At 44.6% G+C, this 24,275-nt stretch carries 24 protein-coding genes; 9 read left to right on the top strand and 15 right to left on the bottom strand.

Features of this window, described 5'->3' with window-relative positions; genetic code table 11:
• The first annotated feature begins 30 nt into the window (after positions 1-30).
• Both epsC and cysM read left to right on the top strand, forming a co-directional pair.
• Positions 31-861, top strand: coding sequence for a serine O-acetyltransferase EpsC (epsC, locus tag HYN43_RS23650; RefSeq protein ID WP_119406377.1), 831 nt, complete (start codon positions 31-33; stop codon positions 859-861).
• Positions 862-888: 27 nt separating this feature from the next.
• Complete coding sequence (cysM, locus tag HYN43_RS23645) at positions 889-1,761, top strand: cysteine synthase CysM (protein WP_119406376.1); 873 nt, start codon at positions 889-891, stop codon at positions 1,759-1,761.
• A gap of 46 nt (positions 1,762-1,807) precedes the next feature.
• On the opposite strand, the gene dtd is transcribed toward cysM, so the two are convergent.
• The gene (gene dtd / locus HYN43_RS23640; protein WP_119406375.1) at positions 1,808-2,266 is read right to left on the bottom strand and encodes a D-aminoacyl-tRNA deacylase; all 459 of its coding nucleotides are present in this window, start codon (positions 2,264-2,266) and stop codon (positions 1,808-1,810) included.
• A 185-nt stretch (positions 2,267-2,451) separates the two neighbouring features.
• Here dtd and HYN43_RS23635 point away from each other — a divergent pair, with 185 nt between their 5' ends.
• Positions 2,452-3,690 carry a cystathionine gamma-synthase family protein gene (locus HYN43_RS23635; RefSeq protein WP_119406374.1) on the top strand — a complete coding sequence of 413 codons (1,239 nt, stop codon included), beginning with the start codon at positions 2,452-2,454 and terminating at the stop codon, positions 3,688-3,690.
• A gap of 114 nt (positions 3,691-3,804) precedes the next feature.
• Here the strand turns inward: HYN43_RS23635 and rsgA are convergent, their stop codons facing one another.
• The 5 genes from rsgA to HYN43_RS23610 form a co-directional block, all read right to left on the bottom strand.
• Positions 3,805-4,725 (bottom strand): ribosome small subunit-dependent GTPase A, encoded by a 921-nt coding sequence (gene rsgA, locus HYN43_RS23630; protein ID WP_119406373.1) that lies wholly within the window; start codon positions 4,723-4,725, stop codon positions 3,805-3,807.
• Positions 4,726-4,835: 110 nt separating this feature from the next.
• Positions 4,836-5,669, bottom strand: a complete 834-nt coding sequence (locus HYN43_RS23625; protein WP_245446999.1) for an N-acetylmuramoyl-L-alanine amidase — start codon at positions 5,667-5,669, stop codon at positions 4,836-4,838.
• Positions 5,670-5,788: 119 nt separating this feature from the next.
• A complete protein-coding gene (locus HYN43_RS23620) occupies positions 5,789-6,844 on the bottom strand; it encodes an alpha/beta hydrolase (protein WP_119406371.1) in 1,056 nt (351 codons plus the stop codon).
• Between the two features lie 167 nt (positions 6,845-7,011).
• Entirely contained in the window at positions 7,012-7,860 is an 849-nt protein-coding gene (locus HYN43_RS23615) for a helix-turn-helix domain-containing protein (protein ID WP_119409099.1), read from the bottom strand.
• A 98-nt stretch (positions 7,861-7,958) separates the two neighbouring features.
• A complete protein-coding gene (locus tag HYN43_RS23610; protein WP_119406370.1) occupies positions 7,959-8,114 on the bottom strand; it encodes a lmo0937 family membrane protein in 156 nt (51 codons plus the stop codon).
• 163 nt (positions 8,115-8,277) lie between these two features.
• Between HYN43_RS23610 and HYN43_RS23605 the strand changes: the two genes are divergently transcribed.
• Positions 8,278-9,441, top strand: a complete 1,164-nt coding sequence (locus HYN43_RS23605; protein WP_119406369.1) for a hypothetical protein — start codon at positions 8,278-8,280, stop codon at positions 9,439-9,441.
• Between the two features lie 157 nt (positions 9,442-9,598).
• On the opposite strand, the gene HYN43_RS23600 is transcribed toward HYN43_RS23605, so the two are convergent.
• Positions 9,599-10,144, bottom strand: a complete 546-nt coding sequence (locus tag HYN43_RS23600; protein ID WP_119406368.1) for a YciE/YciF ferroxidase family protein — start codon at positions 10,142-10,144, stop codon at positions 9,599-9,601.
• A gap of 214 nt (positions 10,145-10,358) precedes the next feature.
• Complete coding sequence (gene ku, locus HYN43_RS23595; RefSeq protein WP_119406367.1) at positions 10,359-11,129, bottom strand: non-homologous end joining protein Ku; 771 nt, start codon at positions 11,127-11,129, stop codon at positions 10,359-10,361.
• Between the two features lie 192 nt (positions 11,130-11,321).
• Here ku and HYN43_RS23590 point away from each other — a divergent pair, with 192 nt between their 5' ends.
• The 4 genes from HYN43_RS23590 to HYN43_RS23570 all read left to right on the top strand — a co-directional run bounded on the left by HYN43_RS23590 (position 11,322) and on the right by HYN43_RS23570 (position 16,464).
• Positions 11,322-12,020 (top strand): SIMPL domain-containing protein, encoded by a 699-nt coding sequence (locus tag HYN43_RS23590; protein WP_119406366.1) that lies wholly within the window; start codon positions 11,322-11,324, stop codon positions 12,018-12,020.
• Between the two features lie 108 nt (positions 12,021-12,128).
• A complete protein-coding gene (gene ypfJ / locus HYN43_RS23585) occupies positions 12,129-12,977 on the top strand; it encodes a KPN_02809 family neutral zinc metallopeptidase (protein ID WP_119409098.1) in 849 nt (282 codons plus the stop codon).
• Between the two features lie 382 nt (positions 12,978-13,359).
• A complete protein-coding gene (locus HYN43_RS23575; RefSeq protein ID WP_119406364.1) occupies positions 13,360-14,685 on the top strand; it encodes an APC family permease in 1,326 nt (441 codons plus the stop codon).
• 132 nt (positions 14,686-14,817) lie between these two features.
• A complete protein-coding gene (locus tag HYN43_RS23570) occupies positions 14,818-16,464 on the top strand; it encodes a M28 family metallopeptidase (protein ID WP_119406363.1) in 1,647 nt (548 codons plus the stop codon).
• A gap of 191 nt (positions 16,465-16,655) precedes the next feature.
• Here HYN43_RS23570 and HYN43_RS23565 read toward each other — a convergent pair whose 3' ends face one another.
• The 4 genes from HYN43_RS23565 to HYN43_RS23550 form a co-directional block, all read right to left on the bottom strand.
• Positions 16,656-17,018 (bottom strand): TM2 domain-containing protein, encoded by a 363-nt coding sequence (locus HYN43_RS23565; RefSeq protein ID WP_119409097.1) that lies wholly within the window; start codon positions 17,016-17,018, stop codon positions 16,656-16,658.
• Positions 17,019-17,342: 324 nt separating this feature from the next.
• Complete coding sequence (locus HYN43_RS23560; RefSeq protein ID WP_162996601.1) at positions 17,343-17,891, bottom strand: hypothetical protein; 549 nt, start codon at positions 17,889-17,891, stop codon at positions 17,343-17,345.
• Between the two features lie 26 nt (positions 17,892-17,917).
• Positions 17,918-18,226 (bottom strand): DUF2752 domain-containing protein, encoded by a 309-nt coding sequence (locus tag HYN43_RS23555; protein ID WP_245446997.1) that lies wholly within the window; start codon positions 18,224-18,226, stop codon positions 17,918-17,920.
• Positions 18,219-18,629, bottom strand: a complete 411-nt coding sequence (locus tag HYN43_RS23550) for a DUF4199 domain-containing protein (protein ID WP_119406361.1) — start codon at positions 18,627-18,629, stop codon at positions 18,219-18,221. Before HYN43_RS23550 ends, HYN43_RS23555 begins: the two co-directional genes overlap by 8 nt.
• A 156-nt stretch (positions 18,630-18,785) precedes the next feature.
• Between HYN43_RS23550 and mfd the strand changes: the two genes are divergently transcribed.
• On the top strand, positions 18,786-22,133 hold the full coding sequence (gene mfd / locus HYN43_RS23545; RefSeq protein ID WP_119409095.1) for a transcription-repair coupling factor: 3,348 nt from the start codon (positions 18,786-18,788) through the stop codon (positions 22,131-22,133).
• Between the two features lie 213 nt (positions 22,134-22,346).
• Here mfd and HYN43_RS23540 read toward each other — a convergent pair whose 3' ends face one another.
• The 3 genes from HYN43_RS23540 to hpt form a co-directional block, all read right to left on the bottom strand.
• Positions 22,347-22,781, bottom strand: coding sequence for a transposase (locus HYN43_RS23540; RefSeq protein WP_245446995.1), 435 nt, complete (start codon positions 22,779-22,781; stop codon positions 22,347-22,349).
• Between the two features lie 322 nt (positions 22,782-23,103).
• Positions 23,104-23,604: a hypothetical protein gene (locus HYN43_RS23535; RefSeq protein WP_119406359.1), complete on the bottom strand. Its 501-nt coding sequence runs from the start codon at positions 23,602-23,604 to the stop codon at positions 23,104-23,106.
• A gap of 113 nt (positions 23,605-23,717) precedes the next feature.
• On the bottom strand, positions 23,718-24,257 hold the full coding sequence (gene hpt, locus HYN43_RS23530; RefSeq protein WP_119406358.1) for a hypoxanthine phosphoribosyltransferase: 540 nt from the start codon (positions 24,255-24,257) through the stop codon (positions 23,718-23,720).
• Positions 24,258-24,275 lie beyond the last annotated feature (18 nt).

Raw genomic sequence — 24,275 nt, 5'->3', positions numbered from 1 at the left:
GTTTACCCAAAAGCAGCGCCACCATAAAACATGAGTCAGGAGTTTTACCAATATATTTTTGCTAAACAGCAAAACCTGGAGGCTGTGCCTTCAAACCGGGAAATTACGGCCTGGGCACTTAAAGTGATCCATTTGCTGTACCCGGAACGCACAGGACAAAAATTTGCCTCAATAGAAGACCTTAAGGATGAGTTTTTGCGGCTTGAAAATGAACTGTGTGATATTATGCATGCAACCAAAGCCTGCAGCAATTGCGATACAGCTAAACTGGCCAAAAAATTTTTTGAAAACCTGCCAGAGTTATTCCGCGTGCTGAATACCGATATCCAGGCTATTTTTAACGGCGACCCGGCTGCCAGAAGCGAATTTGAAGTGATCCGTACTTATCCGGGCTTTTATGCCATTTCGCTTTACCGGGTAGCCCATAGTTTGTATATTGATGATATTCCGTTGCTGCCAAGGATCCTAACGGAGTACGCTCACTCTAAAACAGGGATCGACATTCATCCTGCTGCCAAAATAGACGAGTATTTCTATATAGATCATGGCACAGGCATAGTAATTGGCGAAAGTTGTACCATTGGCAAACATGTAAAACTGTACCAGGGTGTTACGCTTGGCGCATTAAGTGTTGACAAAAGCATGGCCAACACCAAACGCCACCCAACTGTTGAGGATAATGTGGTGATTTACTCAGGCGCTACCATTTTAGGCGGCGAAACAGTAATTGGGCACAACAGCGTGGTAGGGGGGAATGTGTGGCTTACCAAAAGTTTGCCGCCAAACTCGCGGGTGTACCATACGCCCAATCACAGGATTTTGAAAAGATTGAGCATGCGGTTTTTTGGCGAAAAAAAATAAAGCATTTACTTATAAAAGACATATACGATGGCCGGATTGATAGACCTGATAGGCAACACGCCTATGGTAGAGATAAAAAAGCTGAACCCAAACCCCAAAGTGCAAATTTTTGCCAAGCTGGAGGGTAATAACCCCGGCGGGAGTGTAAAAGACCGCGCATCGCTTAACATGATTCGCAGCGCTATTGAGCGTGGCGATATTAAGCCTGGCACTAAGCTGATTGAGGCAACCAGCGGTAATACCGGGATAGCGTTGGCTATGATAGCCCGCCTGTTTGATCTGGAAATAGAGCTGGTTATGCCGTCAAACTCTACCCGCGAGCGTACCCTTACCATGGAGGCTTTCGGTGCTAAAGTTACCCTGTTGGAAGGCATAGAACTTTGCCGCGATTATGCCGAAGAAAAAGCCGCCACCGGCGAATATTTTTTGCTGAACCAGTTTGCCAACCCCGATAACTACATGGCCCATGTTAAAACAACAGGGCCCGAAATATGGAAGGATACCGAAGGTAAGATAACCCATTTTGTAAGTGCCATGGGCACAACGGGTACCATTATGGGCTGTTCGAGGTATTTAAAGGAGCAAAACCCGGATGTGCAGATAGTAGGCTGCCAGCCTGTTGAAGGATCATCAATCCCCGGCATCCGCAGGTGGCCTGAAGAGTATCTGCCAAAAATATTTGATGCCACGCGGGTTGACAGGGTGATGGATATTTCGCAGGAGGAGGCTACTCAAATGGCGCGGCAAATGGCTAAAGTTGAAGGGGTTTTTGCAGGGATGAGCAGCGGTGGGGCACTATCGGCCGCCCTACGATTGGCACAGGAACTGGAGGAGGGCCTGATTGTGTTTATTTGCTGCGACAGGGGCGACAGGTATTTGAGCAGTGAGCTGTTTGGCTAAGGGAAATTAAAAACAAGTGCCCGCCGTAGATGAATGTGGGCTTGGCTTAGTGGTTATCCTTGTCCCTTGTATCCATAATAATAGTCACCGGGCCATCGTTTAGTAAACTGATCTTCATATCGGCGCCGAAAATGCCGGTTGCCACTTTTTTGCCGGTGAGGTTTTCGAGGGTGGTGATCATCTGCTCATACATCGGGATGGCTTTATCCGGTTTGGCAGCCCTTAAAAACGATGGCCGGTTACCCTTTTTGGTTTGGGCGAAGAGTGTAAACTGCGAAATGAGCAGGATATTGCCGTCAATATCGCAAAGGGCTTTGTTCATCAGGCCGTTTTCGTCGCCAAAAACGCGCATGCCCACAATTTTATTGGCCAGCCATTGCAGGTCTTCGGCGGTGTCGATATCTTCAATGCCTAATAAAACCAAAAAGCCGTGGCCTATTTCGCCGGTGATATTTCCGTCAACCGTACAGCTTGCCTGGGTAACACGTTGCAAAACAGCTCTCATATTTTCCGAACCTTAATTTTTTTACTAATAAAGCGATTTTAATAAAATTCAGCAGCTTATTTGATAACATAAATGTCAATTAGGGGCGCTTAATGAAAATTCGTGGGGCATCCATTCGTGTATTTTGGTGTAATTAACTAAGTTCGCAACCGCTATTATGTATATCTAATTAATAGGATTAAAAAATGAGTACCAAAAGAGGCTTTACTACCAACATATTACATGCCGACCGCCTTGGCAAACCCGAGCACGGTTCATTACATAAACCCATCCATACTTCGGTAACCTATGGTCACGAAGATGTGCAGGACCTGGTTGATATTTTCCAGAATAAAAAAAGCGGTTACGCATACTCGCGCCAGGGTAACCCTACGGTTACCGCCTTAGAGCAAAAAGTTACCCAAATGGAAAAAGGGGTATCAAGCATCGCGTTCTCAACCGGGATGGCGGCAATCTCGGCAACGGTAATGGCGCTGATAAAAGGGACAGACCATATTGTGGCCAGCTCATTTCTGTTTGGCAACAGCCGCAGCATTTTTCAAACTTTTATTGATATGGGTATCAGCATTGATTTTGTTGATGCTACCGATGTTGAAAATGTACGCACTGCTATAAAAGATAACACCCGCATGGTGTTTGTTGAAACCATTGCCAACCCCGCCACCCAAATAGCTGATCTTAAAAACATTGGTGATCTGTGTGCGGAGAAAGGCATTTTATATATGGTTGATAACACCATGACTTCGCCATACCTTTTTAACCCTATAAATGTGAAGGCCAGCCTGGTAATCAATTCGCTTACCAAATATATTGGCGGCCACGGCAATGCATTAGGCGGCGCGGTAACCAACACCGGTTTGTTTGATTGGGCAAACTATCCCAACATTTTCCCAGGCTTTAAAACAACAGTAAAGCCCGATGCGCTGGGCATGACCCAGATTCGTAAGAAAGGCCTGCGCGATGCAGGAGGCACTTTATCGCCCGAAGCGGCGCATACCATTTCGGTAGGTGCCGAAACTTTGGCCCTGCGCCTTGATCGCGCCTGCAGCAATGCTTTGGCGCTGGCTAAATTTTTTAATGATCACCCTAAGGTGAAAAAAGTATTTTACCCCGGCATCGAATCGCATCCGCAACACGCTTTGGCCGGCGAACTTTTTGCCCGCTACGGTGGCTTAATGAGCATTGAGCTGGATGAGAGCATTGATTGCCTTGCATTTTTAAATAAACTGAAACTGGTGGTAAAATCAAGCAACCTTGGCGATACCCGCACCCTGGCCATCCCGGTTGCGCAAACTATATTTTTCGAGCTTGGTGCCGAGCGCCGTGCCGAGATGGGCATCCCCGAAAGCATGATCCGCCTTTCGGTTGGTATTGAAGATCAGGAAGATTTGCTGGAGGATTTTAAAACAGCATTGGAGAGGTAGAAGCAGGAAATCAAGCAGTAAAGATCCAGGAAGTCAGGAATCAGGAGTAAAGAGGTAGGAATTACTCACAAACAAGCCTCTTGGCTCCTGATTCTTAAAGTCTTGCCTCTCAACTTAAGCTCTTGTATCGTTGCCGTTATAAATGCTCAGATAGCTATCGTAACGTGACGGGGCTATCTCGCCATCTTCCAAAGCTTCAAGTACTGCGCAGCCCGGCTCGTTAATATGGCGGCAGTTGTTAAAGCGGCAATCATTCATTCGTTCACGCATTTCGGGGAAGAAATGACCGAGTTCCTGTTTTTCTATGTCGATAACACCCAGCTCGCGGATGCCGGGAGTATCGATAATGAAACCGCCTTGCGGCAGTTCAAACATTTCGGCAAAGGTGGTGGTGTGCATGCCTTTGTCGCTCCAGTCGGATATCATGTGAGTACGCAATTCAAGCTCGGGTAACAGGGCGTTGATCAGGCTTGACTTGCCCACGCCCGAGTGACCGGAGAACAGGGTTACTTTATCTTTAAGCAGATCCTGTACCTGGTTAATGTTAGTGCCTTTAATAGCAGAGATCTCGAAACAAGGATAGCCGATATCCTCATAAATCGCTTTATAATCAGCCAGGATTTCGAGGCCTTCGTCACTAAACAGGTCGAGCTTATTAAACACCAGTCGGGCCGGGATATCGTAGGCCTCGGCAGTAACCAAAAAACGGTCGATAAAGCCGAGCGAGGTGCGTGGGGATGCTAATGTAACCACCAGTATAGCCTGATCAAGATTGGCAGCGATAATTTGCGCCTGTTTGCTCAGGTTAATGGCCTTGCGGATAATATAGTTTTTGCGCTGATGCAGGTTGGTGATCACGCCTTCTTCGCGCTCGGGTTCCATTTCAAAATCAACAATATCGCCAACGGCAATGGGGTTGGTGGTAGTGATACCTTTAATGCGAAACTTGCCCTTAATGCGGCAATCTATCTTTTGCCCTTCGGGTGTTTGCACCTGGTACCAGCTTCCGGTTGATTTTGTTATGAGTCCCTGCATATTATCGAGCCTCAAAAGTAGCAAATTATATTTATTGAGAATTTTTTAGGGATGCCGGAATATAGGTTATCGTATCACCATTGCCTCTGTTTTGTTAACAACACCGGTTATTAATACTTTTTATAAACATTATAAAGGATATTCAAATCAAAATCCGTCATTACCGGCGTTTCGTCGGTTTGTACAAAATGGCGTTTAAAGGCCACGATAGCTGCAGGCAAATTACTGATATCATAGCCTATCAGCTTAAGCGCGCTTGCATAATCAAATTTATCCGGCGGTAATTCCAGTAACTCCTCCCTCCAAAAACCAAAGCCTTTCTGGGCCAATAGTTTCCATGGAAATAACGGCCCCGGATCGGGCTTGCGCAATGGCGCAATATCCTGGTGCCCGATAAAATTGGCTTGCGGGATATTATAAGCTTTTTTGAGCTGAGCTAATAAAGCAATCAGGCTTTTAACCTGTACATCATTAAATCGCTCGTGCCCGTTATTATCAATTTCGATGCCTATCGAGCAGCTGTTCATATCGCTGATGCTGCCCCATTTGCTGATGCCCGCATGCCAGGCGCGCAGGTAATCGTTTAGCATGTGATAAACCTTGCCGTCTTTACTCACCACGTAATGGGCACTCACCTTGGGTTTTACCAGGGTAAATGTATTGATGGTTTGCTTAACCGAATCCTGCGCCGTGTAGTGGATAATGACGTAATTGGGTTTGCGCAGGTTGAAATTTACGGTTCCCACCCACTCAGACGGGATGGCCCCGCCCGCGCTGTCAACCAGCATGGCCGGTTGCTCGCGGCTTATCACTTCTACCAGCGAATCGGTTTGAGTATGATATACCTTATTGGTTGCCGCATAAGGCGGTTGTGTTTTTGGCGAGCAGGCGCTTAGTGCAATTACCGAAGCAGCGAGTAAGAAAAAATTAGAACCTTGATTCACTTGATTTAAAGATTTCCTGATGATTTGAACCAAGTATACAAAAACCATGCTACACAAAAAAATTGCCCGATGCTTTGCAACATCAGGCAATCCTTTAATCAAGAAAATCAGGTTTCTGATTATTTACTTAAAGCTTTTTTAATTTCGGCAGCTGCATGTAACATGGCCGATTGTGTGGCTGGTACGTTTGCAATTGGGTTTAACAAGCCCCAGTCGTGAATCATGCCGTTGTAGCGGATGGCGGTTACTTTAACACCGGCTTCGTCCAGTTTGCGGGCATAAGCTTCGCCTTCGTCGCGCAGTACGTCGTTTTCGGCAGTTTCAACTACGGCTGTTGTCAGGCCTTTTAACTGATCGGTAGTGGCTTGCAAAGGTGAAGCATAAATCTGTTTACGTTCATCAGGGTTGGTGGTATAGTTATCCCAAAACCATTTCATGGCGTTTTTAGTAAGGAACCTGCCGGTAGCAAACTGGTTATACGATTCAGTTTCGAAGTTAGCATCAGTTACAGGCCATAATAATACTTGTAATTTAAGTTCCGGGCCTTTTTTGTCTTTAGCCATCAGGGCAACAACAGCAGCCATATTACCACCCACGCTGTTTCCAACTACGGCTAAACGTTTGCCGTCAACGTTAATTTCGGCACCGTGAGCGGCCACCCATTTGGTAGCGCTGTAAGCCTGGTTGATAGCTACCGGGTAATGTGCTTCGGGAGATGGCGTGTAGTTTACAAACACGGCAGCTGCGCCCGAGTTAACCACCAAATCGCGCACTAAACGTTTGTGGGTAGGGAAATCACCTAAAACCCAGCCACCACCATGGAAGAACATGAATACCGGTAATACACCTTTTGCATTAGCCGGTTTAACAATATCCAATTTTATTTGCTGTCCGTCTTCGGTAATTGTTTTTTCGGTAACGGTGATATCGCTGTAATTAAATTTTACAGATTCCTGGGCGCCGGTTAGCACGGCACGGGCATCTTTAAGCGAAAGCTGTTCGAGCGGTTTGCCTGTGCCTGAGTTAAGTACATTTAAAAATGCTTTAACATTGCTTTCAATATGTGGGTCCTGTGCAGGATTGATGGGTTGTACGGTTTGTGCTGATGCGTTTACGCCTAAGCTTAAAGCTAATGTCACTGTTGCAATTTTGCTGATTATAGATTGAGTTTTCATTTTGTTATGTAATTAAGTTTTTGATCTCTTATTGTACACAACAAAGGTAGGGCGCTAATCAAGGCCACTCAATGCACGGATGTAGACACGGATAGGACATTTTGCCCCTTTTATTCAGTTTGCAGTGGGCAGTTTTCAGTTTGCAGTAAACAAAGCCGTGTTTTCACTTAGGTAGTTGGCACATTTGTATATTGTACCCGGAAGTTTTGAGGAGATGTTTCAACTTGTTTACTAAACAATCTGATAAAATACGAGGGATCATCGTATCCCAGTTTATACGCTATTTCTTTTACGCTTAGCTGTGTATGTACCAACAGGCGTTTGGCTTCAAGGATGATGCGGTTTTTGATAATATCGTTAGGGGTGGTATTGCTGTAGCGGGTAATGCGTTTGTTAAGGGCTTTGGGGCTGATGTTGAGCATATCGGCATAATCGGCCACGGTGTGCAGTTTGGTGTAGTTCCATTCAACCATCTGGCTGAAGCTGCGCGAAAATTCAACTTCCTGGCGGGCTTCTTCAGTGGTAATATGATGCTCCTGTTTCCAGATGCGGGTTGAGCGGATAATGATCTGTTTTAGCAGGATCCTCAGCATCTCTTCCAGGCTGCTGTCGCTGGCATCAATCTCAGCCTTGATTTCGCCTATCGACCGCTGCATCATCTCCGAGCATTGTTCGTCCATCATCACCACCGGGATATCATACACGTTATGGAAAAGAATGCCGTCGCAGGCTACTTCTTTGTCATGCACCTCTACGCAATAAAAATCGCGGTTATAGTACAGCATGGTGCCCATGCAGTTATCATCAATTTTATGAAACTGGCCCGGGTTGATAAAAAACAAGGCATCCTGCTGTAAATCGTATTCCTTGAAATCAATAACGGCGTGGCCGCCTGCTTTTACAAACAATATCTGGATAAATTCAGCATAGTCCTTTTTTTGTAGTTGTGCGGTGTAATCGTGTTCAAAATCCAGGTATCCGAATTTTTTAAAGGAGAATTGTTTGAAGCCGGCCATGCGCTTAAAATATTTTTTATGCAGGTAAAAGGCAAAGATACCAAACAAAAATGCCCCGGATAAAAAGCCAGGGCATCAATTTTATATTTCAGGAGGCTTTATATAGCCGATGAGCGCCTGATTACGCCCAGCAGAAGCGCTATAACAGCTATTACCAGCAAAATGTGGATAAGGCCACCTACTGAAGTGAAAAATACACCGATTGCCCATCCTATTATCAGGATAACTGCAATTACATACAGGAGTGAGTTCATAATACTTTTTATTTTAATTAATGGTTTTCATAGATGTTAGTATAATATCGGCAGGCAGGTAAAAGTTTTAAAAAACTGCTTTTTTATAAGCTATGTTACTTATGTATAAATGTTTTGCAATTATTTAATCGCGATGTACCTTTAGGCAACATCTTATTAAACAATGAAATATATTTTTTTGTCGATAAGCCTGCTAATTGCTGTTGGTGCCATGGGCCAGGCTAAACTGCCTGTTATTAAAGCAACATCAAAAAGCGTGGCCATTAATGATGGCGGTTTGCTGGATAAAAACGCCTGGTTGCTATCGCCCAAAACCCGACCCGATATTTATACTGCCGACAGAACCCGGCAAACCAAATGGGTTACTTTTTATACCGATATCGATTCGATACGAGTAAAAGTGAAACCCGGAACCAGGTTCGACTTTGTTATCCTGCTGAACGGAAAAGATTCCTGTTTTACACAAATCGCCAGCGCCATTCCTCCGCAAAGCAAACAGAGCGATGTTGTAAAAAATGACACTATTCCATTTAGTGTTTCGGCTTACAGTGCCATCGCGGTAAAGGCTGTACTGAATGATACCGATACCTTAAACCTGCATTTTGATGTAAGCTCGTTCGATTTTCATTTAACCCGCGATGCCATCATTAAAAAAACAAAATTGTTGCCCAACCAGGCGGATGTTTTGGCCGGGAATGCCAAACCAAATTTTAATGAGATGGCTAAAGCGCAAAAACTGCAAATAGGAACGGCTATATGGCACAACCAGGAAATGTTGCCTACCGGCATAACTTCTACAGGTATGGACGGCCGTTTTGCCTGGAACCTGTTTGAAGGTAAACAGGTGGCGGTTGATTATGATAACAGCCGGATCATTATCTACAACAAATTGCCCAAAGATTTAAAAGGCTACGAGCGATCAAAAATGGGCTTTATCCGCTCCTTCCCGTACGCTACCGGCACGTTTGAAATAGCAGGCAAAAAATACACCGGCAATTTTTCGATGGATATCGGCTCCGATCAATCTCTCATTCTGGATAGCGCCTGGGTGGCCCGCAATAATTTCCCCAAGGATTTGAAACTCATCAAAACCTCCACCATCACCGATCCGCGTGGTGTTAAATACCAGATCAGGGTGGTGGAAGCACCCCGATTCAGCGTGAATGGCTTCCCGGTTAACAATGTGCCCACGCTTATTTTAAGCAATAAAAACCCGGTAGGTTTTGAGATAAACTTTTTGGGCAACGGCCTTTTAAAACACTTCAATATGATCCTCGATTTTAAAAACGATTACCTGTATTTGAAGCTCAACAAATTATCAACCTGAAATTAGTTTGCTACAGATATGGCCCAGACCTGCACATCGAAAGTTGGGTTTAGTTCGATATTATCATATTTGTAATCCGGCTCGCAAGTTCATATCAAACAAAAAACGGCCGCAAGGAAATATTCCCGGCGACCGCTCTTAAAAAACTAATTAATAGTTACGCTTTTTCTGTTTTTGACGATTGGTTGATCCCCGCTTCGGCAATTTGGGTTAACAGGCTGTCGCACGTTTTTTCTTCCTGCAGGGTTGAATCAAGCAGTTCGGCGGCATGGTCGTAACCTAAAACCCCGGCAAGGGTTTTTAAGGTGCCGTACGATGCAATTTCGTAATGCTCAATTTTTTGTGCTGCCGAAATGATGCCTGCGTCGCGGGTGATACTGCCTTTTTCGGTTTCGGCTACAATTTCTTCGCCCTCTTTAATCAGGCCTGCCATTGCCTCGCATTTAACTGCAACGGCTTTTTGGCCAATTGAAGCAAAAGTATCTTCCAGGCGGATGATCTGGCGCTCGGTTTCGGCCAAATGGTTTTCGATAGCCGACCGTAGTTCATCAGACGTAGCGGCTTTAGCCATTTTTGGAAGTGCTTTTGAAAGATGTTTTTCGGCCCAATAGATGTCCTTTAATTCGTCGATAAATAATTCGTTCAATGCCGATTCCTGTACATCGGTAGTTTGCTCAGGTGTTTTTACTTTTGTAGTTGCCATGATAGATGTTGTTAATGTTTTTGCATGGATATAACTACAAACACAACGCCAAAAATACCATATTAAAAAAATAATTTAATTATTAGGATAATTTACTAAGGCTCAGCTAAATGATTATGGATATCTTAAAACCACAAGTTCTAAAAACTAAACAGCGTGACTGCTTTTAAGGAATCTGCCTCAATGGTGTCTCCGGCTCTGCACTTAAAATCTTTCAGGCTCCCTTTTTTGTTTTTAAACTTGCCATTAATTGATCGTACAGATCGTCGCCGCCTGTTTTACGAGGCTGCAATTTCTTAATTTTGGCCCGTTTGCCTTTTGCCTTGGCCTCGATGATCCTGAGCAGTTCATCGTTATACTCATCCTTAAATTTAGCTACATCAAAATCTTCGGCATACTGGTTTATCAGCGTTAAGCCCATGTCCAGCTCTTTTTTGCTTACATCAATCTTATCGGGCAAATTAAGATCTTCAGTATCGCGAATTTCCTGGCCGAAGCGGATCCGGGTTACCACCAATACATTTTTAAGCGGATGCACAATGCAAAGGCTTTCGGTGCTGCGTAAAACAAAACGGGCCAATCCGGCTTTTTTTGATTTGGTCAATGCCTGGATCAGCAGGGCGTAGGCTTTATTGTTTTTGGTGTCGGGCTCGGTATAGTACGATGTTTCGTAAAACATGGGGTTAACATCGGCAATATCTACAAAGCTTTCTATTTCAATTACTTTGCTTTTTTCGGGAGCGGCATCTTCAAAATCGGCGTCGTCTATAATCACATACTCGTCGTTAAGCTTGTAGCCTTTTACTATTTTATCGTAGGGTACTTCCTTGTGCGTGTTTTCGTTAACGCGCTGATAACGAATGCGGGCATGATCGCGGCTATCCAGCATATCAAAATCAAGCGAGCTGGTTTGCACCGCCGAATACAATTTAACAGGAATGCTTACCAGTCCAAAACCTATCGAACCTTTCCATATAGATCTCATGATCACGTAGTTTTAATGTTGTAGTATAACTGCCAAATAAGTAAAGAGTTTGGTTGATTGGAATTTCTCAAACAAAACCACCCATTGTTTTATTTACAAGCATATCAGCTGCTTAACAAATAATTGTAGCCTTGCTGTTACAAATTAAACTAAACACCCGTTAACTTAGTCATACATACAAATAACATACACATGAAAAAGCTATTTATCCTTGCCGCACTATTAGCAACTACCGTTGGTGCTTTTGCCCAGAATGTTGACCTTAGGCGTAAAATTGAAGTTACCGGCATTGCCGAACAGGAGGTTACTCCGGATATTATCCATGTATCCATCACCCTGCAGGAGTATATGGATGGCAAAAAGCACATCGCCATCAATGATCTTGAAGCCCAGCTTGAAAAAGCTGTTAAAGAAGCTGGTATCCCATCTTCAGATTTTACGGTGAACGATGTATCGGCCTGGAACAACACCTATCAAAAGAAAAAAGCACCTGATTTTCTGGCCAGTAAAGAATACGGCCTGCGCGTGCGCGATTTGAACAAGTTTAACCAGATCATGTCGAAACTTGATCCTAAAGGCATTCAGTCTACCAATATTGACGGCTATGATTACTCGAAAATGGCCGATTTGAAACGCGATCTTAAAATTAAAGCCCTGCTTGCTGCCCGCGATAAAGCAACCTATCTTTTAACTGCGCTTGGCGAAAAATTAGGCGGAGCTATCAATATTACCGAAAATGATAATGCCAGCTTCCCGCAGCCCCGCATGTATTCGATGGCTAATACCATATCCTTTAAATCGACAGCTAATAACGTTGGCGATTCGGATATTGATTTCAAAACCATTAAGTTAAGCTTCGAGATCCATGCCGTATTTGAAATTGTGAAATAAGCCCCCAACCCTAAAGGGGGAGCTAAAAAACTGATGCCTCTGTTAAAACAAACAGGGGCTTTTTTCATTATCTTGTATGAAAAATATAACAACTCCGGAGGTACAATTATGCAATGGTTTGGCAGGCGCGAAAGCGATAACGTTGATGATGAACGCGGTGGCGGCGGTGGCCGTTTGGCGATAGGCGGTGGTTTACTTGGCCTTATCGGGGCTGCAATTTATTTTTTTACGGGGATCAATCCCTCGGAGGTGCTTAACCAGGTAGCAACCAATCAACCCCGGCAGGAGCAAAGCGCCAATAATGGTCCCGAAGATGAGGGCAAGCATTTTGTACGTGTGGTACTTGCCGATACCGAAGATATCTGGACAAAGCTTTTTAATGATATGGGCCGCACCTATCAAAAACCACGTTTAACCTTGTTTACCGATTATGTGCAATCGGCATGCGGCAATGCCAGTTCGGCAACAGGTCCGTTTTATTGCCCTGGCGATGCAAGGGTTTACATCGATTTGTCGTTTTATGATGAGCTTAAAAATCGTTTCGGTGCCGGGGGGGATTTTGCGCAGGCTTATGTAATAGCGCACGAGGTTGGGCACCATGTTCAAAACCTGTTAGGCATCTCGCAAAAAATGGACGAGGCCCGCTCAAGGCTTAGCCGCAAGGCGTACAACAAACTTTCGGTAAAGCTTGAACTACAGGCCGATTTTTATGCGGGCGTTTGGGCACACTATGAGCAAAGCATGAAAAACGTGCTGGATAAAGGCGATATTGAAGAAGCCCTTAACGCCGCTAATGCCATTGGCGACGACAGGTTGCAAAAACAGGCCCAGGGCCATGTAGAGCCCGATAGTTTTACCCACGGCACCAGCGCCCAACGCATGTACTGGTTTAAAAAAGGTTTTGAAACAGGTGATGTTAACCAGGGAGATACTTTTGGGAACGGGGATTTGGAGTGATTTGCTGAGCATAGCGAAGAAATGAATATTGCGCGCAACAGCAAAGTTTCTCTCATGGTTTTGGATTATACATGTTGGAGATTTTTGGCACGCAAAGGCGCAAGGGCGCAAAGGTTTTGTAGATAGTTTTAGAGTTGATGGATTTAAGAACGCAAAGGAGGGAAAGACGCAAAGGGCTTCAATACAAGAGAATTCGGAGCAAGAGCGCGGTGGCCCGACAGCAAAGCGGCAAATGACCGGCCAATGTAGGCGTGTTAGCACTACATATCTTGCGGGCATGTAAAGGTTGGCACAGTTTCAAACCCGGAGTAATCTTGAATACCTCACTTCTTCGCGATAAAAAATCAAAAATATTACAGCATAAATTATATTTTTATAGCTTATGCCCTCAGCCGCCTCTTTAAAAAAAATACGTCCTATACAGCTTGTTGCTGTTATTTTCTTTACCGTATCCGGCGGCCCCTACGGGCTCGAACCTTTGTTGAGTTATGCCGGCGATCATGCAGCATTGCTCATCCTGCTTATTACACCAATGATGTGGGATGTTCCCGCCATTTTAACCGTGCTCGAACTGAATAGCATGATGCCCATAACCGGCGGCTATTACAAATGGGTTAAATATGCCTTAGGCACGCACTGGGGTTTTATTGAAGGCTGGTGGACCTGGCTTTATACCTTTGTTGATCTGGCCATTTATCCCGTACTGTTTGTACAATACGCCGGCTTCTTTTTCCCCGAATTGCTCAATTTCCAGGTACCGGTTTGCCTCGTGATCATCTGGGCATCGGCAGGTTTAAATATTTTAGGTATTATGCCTGTTGGGCGGGTATCATTGTTTTTAAGCGCTGCTGTACTTGCACCTATTATTTTGCTTATTGCTTTGGGTATTTATCATCATAGTGGTCCGCTGCACATTCCGCAGCCTTCGTTAAAGGGTATTAACTTTCCGTCGTTCGGGATGGCTTTGTATACCGTAATGTGGAACTGCCTGGGCTGGGATAATGTAACCACCTATGCCGAGGAGGTTGAAAGGCCGGTACGTTCATACCTCGTTTCGGTGTTTACGGCCTTTGCGCTGGTTATGGTGGTTTACTTTTTTGCCATTTGGGTAGCGCAGCAATCGGGCATTAACCACGATACTTTAACCGAAGGTGGTTTTCCGGTACTGGGTATACTTATTGGCGGGCGTTGGCTGGGTATTGTAATAGCCGCCGGCGGTATGGCCAGCACGCTTGGCATTTATACGGCAGTATTGCTCTCGGTATCGCGGGTGCCGCAGGTAATGGCCGAAGATAAATTACTACCCGAAGGGCTCAACAAACTTCACAGCCGTTTTAAAACACCGTATATTTCTATTATTATATGCTCCATCGTGGTAAGCTTTATGGTGCTCTGGACGTTTGCCGATTTGCTGATTATCGATGTTACAGTATACGGTGCAGGTTTGGCGCTTGAGTATGTTGCCCTTATTAAACTGCGCATCAAAGAACCTTTAAAGTATCGCCCGTTCCGTATCCCGCTTAGCGTAACCGGCTTGTGCCTGCTTTTGCTGCTGCCTGTTGTTGTGTATAGCGTTGCTCTTGGCGGGGCGCTTACATCAACCCCCAAAGCCTTACTGGCAGCTTTATTTGCTATTGTAGCCTTGTTAAGCGCAGAGGTTGCCTGGCGGATCATCAAAATTGCTAAGCCGGAATTAAAAAAGGTATAACCTATCGGATCGTTTTATAATTAAACAGATCAAACAGTGCTAAGCACCTGCAACTGATTTGATTATTTGAATCGAAATTATGTAAATTCGGTTCGCGGGCCCAATCAGTATCCGTTCAATTTCTGTTGACTTATGAAAATCACTCTCCGTAAATTTCTTTTTTTAGGGAGCCTTGCCGTTTTTGCAGGCTGCCAGAACAATAAAAGCGTACCGGCCGAAAAGGCGGTTACCGGTGCCGACATCAAAAAATACATCTCAGCCCTGGCTAACGATTCGATGATGGGCCGCAAGCCTTTCACTGCCGGCGAAACCAAGGCCATCAATTACATCTCGCAACAATTTAAAAAGATTGGCCTGGAGCCGGGCAACAATGGCGGCTATTTTCAGGATGTGCCCCTGGTTGAAATTACCAGCTCGCCATCGCCAACTATGGAGATCAGCGGAGGCAAAGATCCACTGTCATTAAAAGCAACCAGCGATTTTGTGACTTTCAGCCGCCGCGAGGTTGACTCGGTAAGCCTTAAAAATTCGCCGCTGGTTTTTGCCGGTTACGGTGTTGTGGCCCCCGAATATCACTGGAATGATTATGCCGGCCTCGATGTAAAAGGCAAAACCGTTGTGGTACTGGTAAACGATCCGGGCTTTAAAAACGGCGATCCGCATTTTTTTAAAGGCGATACCATGACCTACTATGGCCGCTGGACTTACAAATATGAAGAGGCCGCCCGCCAGGGTGCTGCCGGTGTACTCATCATTCATCAAACCGAACCGGCAAGTTATGGCTGGGAAGTTGTATCAAACAGTAATACCGGCGCCAAGCTTTATTTACAACAGGCTGATAAACACCTTAACCGCTGCAAGGTTGAAGGCTGGATAACCGAAGCGGCCGGTAAAAAGCTATTGGCAGAGGCCGGCATCACCGGCGATTTCCGTGCATTGGCCCGCAAAAAGGATTTTAAGGCAATTCCGCTTAACCAGTCGGTTACTATAACTATCAATAACCATTTAAAATATGCAATGTCGCACAATGTGGTGGGTGTTATAAAAGGCAGCAGCCAGCCCAACCAGTATGTGCTATACAGCGCCCATTGGGATCATCTTGGCGTAGGTAAACCTGATGCCAAAGGAGATAGTATTTACAACGGTGCAGTTGATAATGCCGATGGTGTAGCCTCCATGCTCAGCGTAGCTAAAGCATTTACCAAAGCCAAAGAAAAGCCTAAACGCTCCATCATATTTTTAGCGGTTACCGCCGAAGAGCAGGGGCTTTTAGGTTCAGAATATTATGCAACACATCCCATTTACCCGGTAAACAAAACCGTTGCCGACCTGAATATGGATGCTCTTGGCGATTACGGCGAAACCAAAGACATTGCCGTTACCGGCAAAGGCCAGAACGATTTGGAAGATTATGTTGAGGAGATAGCTAAAAGCGAAGGCCTCAGCACCGTTGGCGACAGGCACCCCGGCTCGGGCAGCTACTACCGCTCAGATCATTTTAATTTTGCCAAAGTAGGTGTGCCGGCACTGGATATTAATAATGGCAGCATCAGCGTAGTGCACGATGGTGGCTATGGCGAAGCCCGCCAAAAAGATTACGGTGATAACCGCTACCACCAGCAGGCCGATAATTACACCGATACCATGGATGCCACCGGCATGGCCCAGATTGCCGATATCCTTTACAGGGTAGGTATTAAATTAAGCAACGAAACAACGTTTCCGGGTTGGAAAACGGGATCAGAATTTAAGGCTGTAAGGGATAAATCGATGAAGTAAAAAAAACTGTCATGCTGAATTTATTTCAGCACTCCACCAAACAGGCGGCCCGAATGCTTATCAAGTTTGCTTAGCGAATGGGATGCCGAAAACAAGTTCGGCATGACTTCTTTTCTATAAAAAAAATCCACCCCGTAACAGAAGGTGGATTTTTTGTTGATATATAGTGAAACTATACCCTCAAAGGGATTTTAGTTGCTCATTTTAGCAATATTGAAGCTTTCGTAGGCCATTTGGCGGTTATAATCGTTGGCGATGGTTTTGTAATTGATTAGATCGACAATGGTACCGATAAAGCAGAAACCTGCGGTAAAGAAGTACAGGATGCCCATACCAATCTGATCAGTCATGAAGCGTTGTACACCTGATACGCCAAGAAAACCTGCCAGCGTAGCAAACATGATATCCTGAGGATTACGCCTTTTGCTGGCATAGAATGACATAAAGGTGCGAGCCTGATTTTCTGTTAACGAGGCAGTGGCCTGTTGCAGAAAATTGTATTCTTCGGGAGTGATACCGTCGAATGACATATATGGGTTTTGATAGGTGTTCATTTTAGTAAGTTTTAAAGTTTGCGATTGTTTTATGATGTAAAGGTATCGCGGCAGCATAAAAACGCCTACGGGAGATAGGTTAGCGGAGATAAGATGTCGGTAAAAGAATAGGTTTTGGCGGTGAAAAAAGGAGGCGAGTTTTACCGACAAGGTAGCTTGTTTGGAGAAATTATAGCGCGATGGCCAGCGTTAGATAGTAGCGCCCGCAGCGCGGGTTAGGATTGCGCAGAGGCAAAGCGAGGACTTGCTGCGGATGATCCCGCCCGTTGGATAACGGAAATGCCCATGTCGGTGACCATTTGAAACCCGGGGCTGAATACTTTATTATTCGGTTTCAAGCCAAAGAATGAGATTATTATGGAAAGTAGGATAGTAACCTATTTTAACATAGAGGCCTTTTTTAAACACGCCGCCGTGCACCGCCGTCTTCTTATATCCTCCCGTTCCTGCACCTTCAGAAAAACCAAACCAAACATCCTTAACTTTAACAAACTCTGGTCGATGCCCTGCTCCAGGCATGGGATCGAAATCAGTTACCCTCCCTTCTACAAATTTAAGTTGATGAGTATTGCAGATTTCCCGCAGATTTAAAAAACCCGGAATAGTCATACTACAGATCAAAGAAAATATTACCCCGATAAAAAAAGAAGCGAACAAGGCATTATTCCAGGCATTATCCTGCCAAAGCAGTTCTAACAGGTATGTAATTATATTTCGCTTTTTGAGGTAGTATGAAATTGTAGCAAATACAAATAAAGCGAATACCAGGCCTACACTTAAAGGAAATTCCAGATCGGAATAATCATCAATAAAATTATAAACCAAATGAAGTTTAGGCATGTTCAAAGCTAAGGAAACAATTGAAAGCGGCAAGATAACCGGTCTGAAGATTATTTACTTTAAACAGCGCTCCTAAACTGCTTCCCTTCCTGTAACCTTGAGCGGGTAAGCACAAAAATGCGGTTAAGTATAACAGCCGTAGCGGGAATGCCCAGCCAGTGCGCGTTAAATGAACCCGCTACATCGCCATGCAGCAGGTAAATAATGCTGTGGCCCAGGCCGCAGCCCGGGCACCAGCTTATGCCCATCAGTTTAAGCGGGCATAGTATAAAATGCGATTCGTCGGTTGGCGAAGTTATGGCCATGGAAAGCATTGCCGCTATCCAGAATAGCAGTTCGAAATATCTCGAAAATATACGCTTAATCAACTTTGTTTGCCCTGTTTGTAAATATTAACGATACCGCGAAGGCCAGTAGTATACCAACTATCAATGCCCCAAAAATCCGTTCAGAAAAATCTTTGATATTAGAGCCCGATGATGAAACATAGCTGATATAAAGGATTGAGCCAAAAACGGCTATGATACCGCCCACAATTAAAATTTTAAAGCTTTGAAAAAGGGCCTCTAAAAAGCCCATCTGGCCGTTGCACTCGTTTTTACGGTAACTCATGATGCCGAAAAACAAACCGATAGCCGGTATTACAAACGAAAAATATTCGGCCGGGGATACCACATCTTTTTGCGGCATCACACCGAAACGGGGCATTAAAAAGATCCATAAAATACTTAGTATGCCGATAATGCCCCCAGATAAAACTGCATTCTTCATGATTATAATTTATTAGGTGTTATAAATATGTTTATGCTTGTTTACACGCATAAATTTATCATTTAAAAGTAAATAAGCGGGTATATTGTTTGCATTAATTTTTAGCATCAACGCTTTTTTATCAGGCTTTTGTTTTTTGCTTATCTTTGCGCCGATTTGAATATCCGCGATATATTAGACAGATACAAAGCTGATGACCGGATCAAAGCGTTGGCCACCGCGCTCAACGCCTCAAAAAATCCAAGGGTTCAGCTCCGTGGTTTGGTGGGATCGAGCGATTCGGCCATGGCGGTAGCTTTGTACTTTTTGCAGCACAAACACATGGTGTTCGTACTGCCCGACCGCGAGGAAGCCGGCTTTTTCCAGGCCGACCTGGAAAACCTTACCGGCAAAGAAGCCCTGCTTTTCCCCTCATCCTACCGCAAGCCATTTGAGTTTACCCAGCCCGACAGCAGCAACGTACTTGCCCGCGCTGAGGTACTGAACGAGCTTAACCACAGCACCGAATACGGCCAGCTGATAGTTACCTACCCCGAAGCTTTGGCCGAAAAGGTGATTGACCGCGCCGCGCTCGAAAAAAACACCCTCGAAATTGCTGTTGAAAATAAACTGAGCATCGATTTCATCAACGAGTTTTTAATTGAATACGATTTTGAACGTGTTGATTTTGTGTATGAACCGGGCCAATTCTCTATCCGTGGAGGTATTGTTGATATATTCTCGTTTTCGCATACGCTGCCCTACAGGGTTGAGTTTTTTGGCGATTATATCGAGTCGATCCGCACGTTCGAGATTGAGAGCCAGCTTTCGGCCGAGCGGGTCAAAAGCATCACCATTGTACCCAATGTACAATCCAAGTTTTTAACCGAGAACAATATCTCGTTATTAGAATATGTTGAGCCTGGCACCCAGGTATGGATAAAAGATGTGCAGTTTACACTGGATATTATCCAAACAGGCTACAAAAAAGCCGTTAACCTGTGGAAAGCCCTCTCTGCCGATGAAAAAACGCAAAACCCGGATTGGATAGACCCTAAATTCGGCTTTACTGATGAGAAGTTAATTGGCGATCAGCTGCATGATTTTCCGGTGGTGGAGTTTGGCAAGCAGTTTTTTTATAACGATGCTACGGTTATTAATTTTGATATGCGGCCGCAGCCATCGTTCAATAAAGATTTTACGCTGCTGATCCACAACTTTAAAAATAATGAAGCCGATAAGATCGAGAATTTTATCCTTACGGATTCGGCTAAACAGGTTGAGCGTTTATATGCTATCCTGGATGATCTGGATAAGACCGTAAAGTTTACACCGATCAGCATTTCGGTACGCGAAGGTTTTATTGATCAGGAACAAAAACTGGCCTGCTATACCGATCACCAGATTTTTGACCGTTACTATAAATACAAAACCCGCAAAGGCTACCAGCGCTCGCAGGCCATCACCCTGAAAGAACTGCGCGACCTTAAACCCGGCGATTTTGTAACTCATATTGACCATGGTATTGGCAAATACGCAGGCCTGGAAAAGGTTGATGTAAACGGCAAGCAACAGGAAATGATCCGCTTGATTTATGCTGATAACGACCTGCTGTACGTAAACATCAACTCGCTTAACCGCATCTCTAAATTCAGCGGCAAAGAGGGTACCGTTCCTAAAATGAACAAACTGGGTACCGATACCTGGGAACGCCTCAAAAAAACCACAAAAAAAAAAGTTAAGGACATAGCCCGCGATCTGATTAAGCTTTACGCACTGCGTAAGGCCCAGCACGGCAATGCCTTCTCGCCCGATAGTTACCTGCAAACCGAACTGGAAGCATCCTTCCTGTACGAGGATACCCCGGACCAGGAAAAAGCCACAGCCGATTTCAAAAAAGACATGGAATCGCCCCACCCTATGGACCGCCTCATTTGCGGCGACGTAGGTTTCGGCAAAACCGAAGTAGCCGTGCGCGCGGCGTTCAAAGCCGTTGCCGATAGCAAGCAGGTGGCCATTCTGGTTCCAACAACCATTTTAGCGGCCCAGCACTACAAAACTTTTACCGACAGGCTGAAAGGATTCCCGGCCAATATTGATTACGTAAACCGTTTTAAATCGAGCAGGCAGATTAAGGATACTTTAGAAAAACTGAAAGAAGGCAAAGTTGATATCATCATCGGCACCCATCGTTTGGTAAGTAAGGATGTGAAGTTTAAAGACCTTGGTTTGATGATCATTGACGAAGAGCAAAAGTTCGGCGTATCAACCAAAGAGAAATTGAAACAAATGCGCGCCAATGTGGATACGCTTACGCTAACGGCCACGCCTATTCCGCGTACACTGCACTTCTCATTAATGGGCGCGCGCGACCTATCTATCATATCAACGCCACCGCCAAACCGCCAGCCGGTAGTTACCGAGTTGCATGTGTTTAATGATAAGCTGATTAAGGAAGCCGTTGAGTTTGAAATTGACCGCGGCGGGCAGATCTTCTTTATTCATAACCGCGTGGCCGATCTGCCTCAGTTAGGCGGCATGATCCGTAAGCTGGTTCCTAAAGCCCGCATAGGTATTGCCCACGGTCAGCTGGAAGGTGACGACCTGGAAGATGTGATGCTGAAGTTTGTGAACCACGAGTATGATGTGCTGGTGGCCACAACCATTATTGAGGCCGGTTTGGATATCCCTAACGCCAATACCATCATCATTAACTACGCCCACATGTTTGGCCTCAGCGATTTGCACCAGATGCGTGGCCGCGTGGGCAGGAGCAATAAAAAAGCTTATTGTTATTTGCTGAGCCCTCCGTTATCAACCTTAACCAGCGAAGCCCGCAAACGACTCAGCGCCATTGAAGAGTTTAGCGATCTGGGCAGCGGCTTTAACGTAGCCATGCGCGATCTGGACATTCGCGGCAGCGGAAACCTGTTGGGTGCCGAACAAAGCGGTTTCATTGCCGAGATTGGCTTCGAAATGTACCACAAGATCTTGGACGAGGCAATACAAGAGCTGAAAGATGATGAGTTTAAAGATGTATTTCCCGAGGATAAACCGCGGCCATACATTTCCTTCACCCAAATTGATACCGACCTGGAGATCCTGATTCCGGATGAGTATGTAACCAATATTTCTGAACGCTACAACCTGTACACCGAACTTTCAAAACTGGAAAACGAGGTTGAACTGAAAGCCTTTCAACAAAAATTGCATGACAGGTTTGGCCCCGTGCCGCCGCAGGTGAACAGCCTGCTTAATACCATGCGCCTGCAATGGCTGGGCAAGGCTATCGGTTTTGAAAAGATCTCGCTTAAGAAAAATGTGTTGCGTGGGTATTTTATCACCAATCAGCAATCAAGTTATTTTGAAACTGAGGCTTTTCGAAATGTGCTTAATTTTGTGAAGGAAAACCCAAGGCGAACTAATTTGAAGGAGGTGAAGAATACGCTACGTTTAGGGATTGAGGGAGTTGATAGTGTGGATGAGGCGGTGAGGTTATTGAGTGAGGTGGCGGGGATAGGGTAAATGAAGTTAGTTGGCGTGGAGACACGCCAACAGGTAAAGAAAACAACATCCAATAACCCGGTTGTCGTGTCCTCACGGCAACATGTATGCTAAGCAAAAGCCAATCACATTTTAGAATGGTTAGTTGGCGTGGAGACACGCCAACGCGGAAGAGAAAGTGCTCTTCACCCTGGTTGGCGTGTCTCCACGCCAACATCCATGCAAATCAAGCGGCTAAATGGCATCCATATAATGCGTTAACCAATCAAATTTCTTATCCTCCTGTTCATAAAACGAACACGATGAAAAATAATAATCGTTCGGATCGCTTACTAAATTCCAATGCGGTTGCAATGGATTAAGGTGAATATAATCCAGCTTTTGCTCCAGCATTTTTCGATCATGAATTTTTTTGGCGAGGGCATTGGTTTGCGAAAACAGGTAATTTCTGTTCAGCAAATCCGTTTTGAACCGGGCCAGCAAACCCTCATCGGTTTTTCGCAATTCACTTAAAAAACGGTGCCCGGTAAACTTCGTAAAACTGGCAAAGGGCTTCTCCTTTCCATTCATTTTAGATCCCGACCAGATCACATGAATATGGTTTGGCATAATCACAAAACCATAAACCTCAAGCTTTTTTTGTTTAACAAGAAAGATCAGGCTATCCAAAACAATACGCTTAAACTCGTCTGTTTCAAGTAAAGGAATCCAGTTGTTAATAGTTGCCGTGTAGAAGTAACCTCATCTAAATCCATTAATTAAACATAACAAGAATTTATGTTGTTTAATCTGTTTTACTAAACACGTAGTGTTAAACTGAGCGCGACAAAAGCATGTTGGCGTGAAGACACGCCAACCGGGGAGGACGTGAAACTTGCCTGACAACATATACATTGCCATTGATTAATAAAATTTTAACTTACTATGCCTGCTCATAAAAAAAGCCACCGGCTTACACCGGCAGCTTTTAAATATTGTTTTTAAACGGGAATTAATATACTGCGATATTAAACAAAGCTGTTTGATCAGATTCGAGATAAAGCGTAGGCGCTACCGTTTTATCCGAATCATTGATAATCCCATCAGCATTGGTATCCTTAAACTTCACCGAGCCAACGGTGGCTACGGGCGTTTGTTTCGGGCTGCTGTCAATTTCGCTCTGGCTTTTAAAAATACCTATTGGGATGAGGCCGTTGTAATAGCTTTTCTGGGTACCTTTTTCGGCAACTACATAGTAACCGCCGATGTAATCAACCTGGCTGGTAATTTTTCCTGACGCATCGGTAGTTAACGTATAAGCCGGTGCCTCGCCGGTATTGGCTTTGTTCGGATCATCATATAGTTTAACGGTGGCCCCTGCCGATCCTGTGCCGGTTATGCCGTTGGTTACCGTAATATTTACACTCGATACAGCCGCCGATTCCTTATCGCACGATGAAAACAAAAAAGATGCTGCAACACAGCCTGCTAAAAGTAAAGATGTATGTTTCATACACCCAAAACCACCCTAAATACCTTTTGTTTTAATTGGGTATTAAAAAAGTTTCGCCCGACGATTGGTTTGCTCTAAAAACAGATTTTTTATGTTGTTTATAACCAGGTAGTTTAATTTACCTTTTTATAAATATCAGCCAGGTTTCGGCCCATTTCTTTATAATCCAGGCCGTATCCCACCACAAATTCGTTTTCAATTTCGAAGCCTATATATTTAAGCTCTTCAATCTTTTTTTGCAGGGCGGCGGGTTTAAGCAGTAATGAACACATTCTTAACGAAGCCGGCTCTCTTAACTTTAGTTTTTCTATCAGGTAATGGGCTGTGTTGCCGGTATCAACAATATCTTCAATAATCAATACATCGCGGCCTTTAATATCTACGGTAAGGTCGATATCCTCGCGTATTTTGAGGGTACTGGTGGTACCGCCGTAGTATGATGCCAATTTGGTGAAGTTAATTTCGCAGGGAATGGTAACCTGTTTTATCAGGTCGGCTATAAAAATAAAGCTGCCGTTAAGTACGCCAACGATAACCGGAACGGTATCTTTAAAATCTTCGCTTATTTGTGCGCCAATAGCTTTTACGCGGTCTTCAATCTGGCTGGCGGTTATAAGGGTTTCAAACCCGAGGTCTGCAATCTGTTTTTTCATTTGATGGGGTCAGTTTAA

Source organism: Mucilaginibacter celer (genome assembly GCF_003576455.2).
Classification (GTDB): Bacteria; Bacteroidota; Bacteroidia; order Sphingobacteriales; family Sphingobacteriaceae; genus Mucilaginibacter; species Mucilaginibacter celer.
Note: the sequence above shows the minus strand (reverse complement) of the source record. Positions and strands in the feature narration are given on the sequence as shown.

Bases quoted from the DNA above. Each gene is read 5' to 3' on its own strand.
- dtd (WP_119406375.1), bottom strand. From the start codon at position 2,266: ATGAGAGCTGTTTTGCAACGTGTTACCCAGGCAAGCTGTACGGTTGAC.
- ku (WP_119406367.1), bottom strand. From the start codon at position 11,129: ATGAGATCTATATGGAAAGGTTCGATAGGTTTTGGACTGGTAAGCATT.
- rsgA (WP_119406373.1), bottom strand. From the start codon at position 4,725: ATGCAGGGACTCATAACAAAATCAACCGGAAGCTGGTACCAGGTGCAA.
- hpt (WP_119406358.1), bottom strand. From the start codon at position 24,257: ATGAAAAAACAGATTGCAGACCTCGGGTTTGAAACCCTTATAACCGCC.
- HYN43_RS23635 (WP_119406374.1), top strand. From the start codon at position 2,452: ATGAGTACCAAAAGAGGCTTTACTACCAACATATTACATGCCGACCGC.
- HYN43_RS23565 (WP_119409097.1), bottom strand. From the start codon at position 17,018: ATGAACACCTATCAAAACCCATATATGTCATTCGACGGTATCACTCCC.
- ypfJ (WP_119409098.1), top strand. From the start codon at position 12,129: ATGCAATGGTTTGGCAGGCGCGAAAGCGATAACGTTGATGATGAACGC.
- HYN43_RS23590 (WP_119406366.1), top strand. From the start codon at position 11,322: ATGAAAAAGCTATTTATCCTTGCCGCACTATTAGCAACTACCGTTGGT.
- epsC (WP_119406377.1), top strand. From the start codon at position 31: ATGAGTCAGGAGTTTTACCAATATATTTTTGCTAAACAGCAAAACCTG.
- HYN43_RS23615 (WP_119409099.1), bottom strand. From the start codon at position 7,860: ATGGCCGGCTTCAAACAATTCTCCTTTAAAAAATTCGGATACCTGGAT.
- HYN43_RS23620 (WP_119406371.1), bottom strand. From the start codon at position 6,844: ATGAAAACTCAATCTATAATCAGCAAAATTGCAACAGTGACATTAGCT.
- HYN43_RS23605 (WP_119406369.1), top strand. From the start codon at position 8,278: ATGAAATATATTTTTTTGTCGATAAGCCTGCTAATTGCTGTTGGTGCC.
- cysM (WP_119406376.1), top strand. From the start codon at position 889: ATGGCCGGATTGATAGACCTGATAGGCAACACGCCTATGGTAGAGATA.
- HYN43_RS23575 (WP_119406364.1), top strand. From the start codon at position 13,360: ATGCCCTCAGCCGCCTCTTTAAAAAAAATACGTCCTATACAGCTTGTT.
- HYN43_RS23550 (WP_119406361.1), bottom strand. From the start codon at position 18,629: ATGAAGAATGCAGTTTTATCTGGGGGCATTATCGGCATACTAAGTATT.
- HYN43_RS23610 (WP_119406370.1), bottom strand. From the start codon at position 8,114: ATGAACTCACTCCTGTATGTAATTGCAGTTATCCTGATAATAGGATGG.
- HYN43_RS23535 (WP_119406359.1), bottom strand. From the start codon at position 23,604: ATGAAACATACATCTTTACTTTTAGCAGGCTGTGTTGCAGCATCTTTT.
- HYN43_RS23570 (WP_119406363.1), top strand. From the start codon at position 14,818: ATGAAAATCACTCTCCGTAAATTTCTTTTTTTAGGGAGCCTTGCCGTT.
- HYN43_RS23600 (WP_119406368.1), bottom strand. From the start codon at position 10,144: ATGGCAACTACAAAAGTAAAAACACCTGAGCAAACTACCGATGTACAG.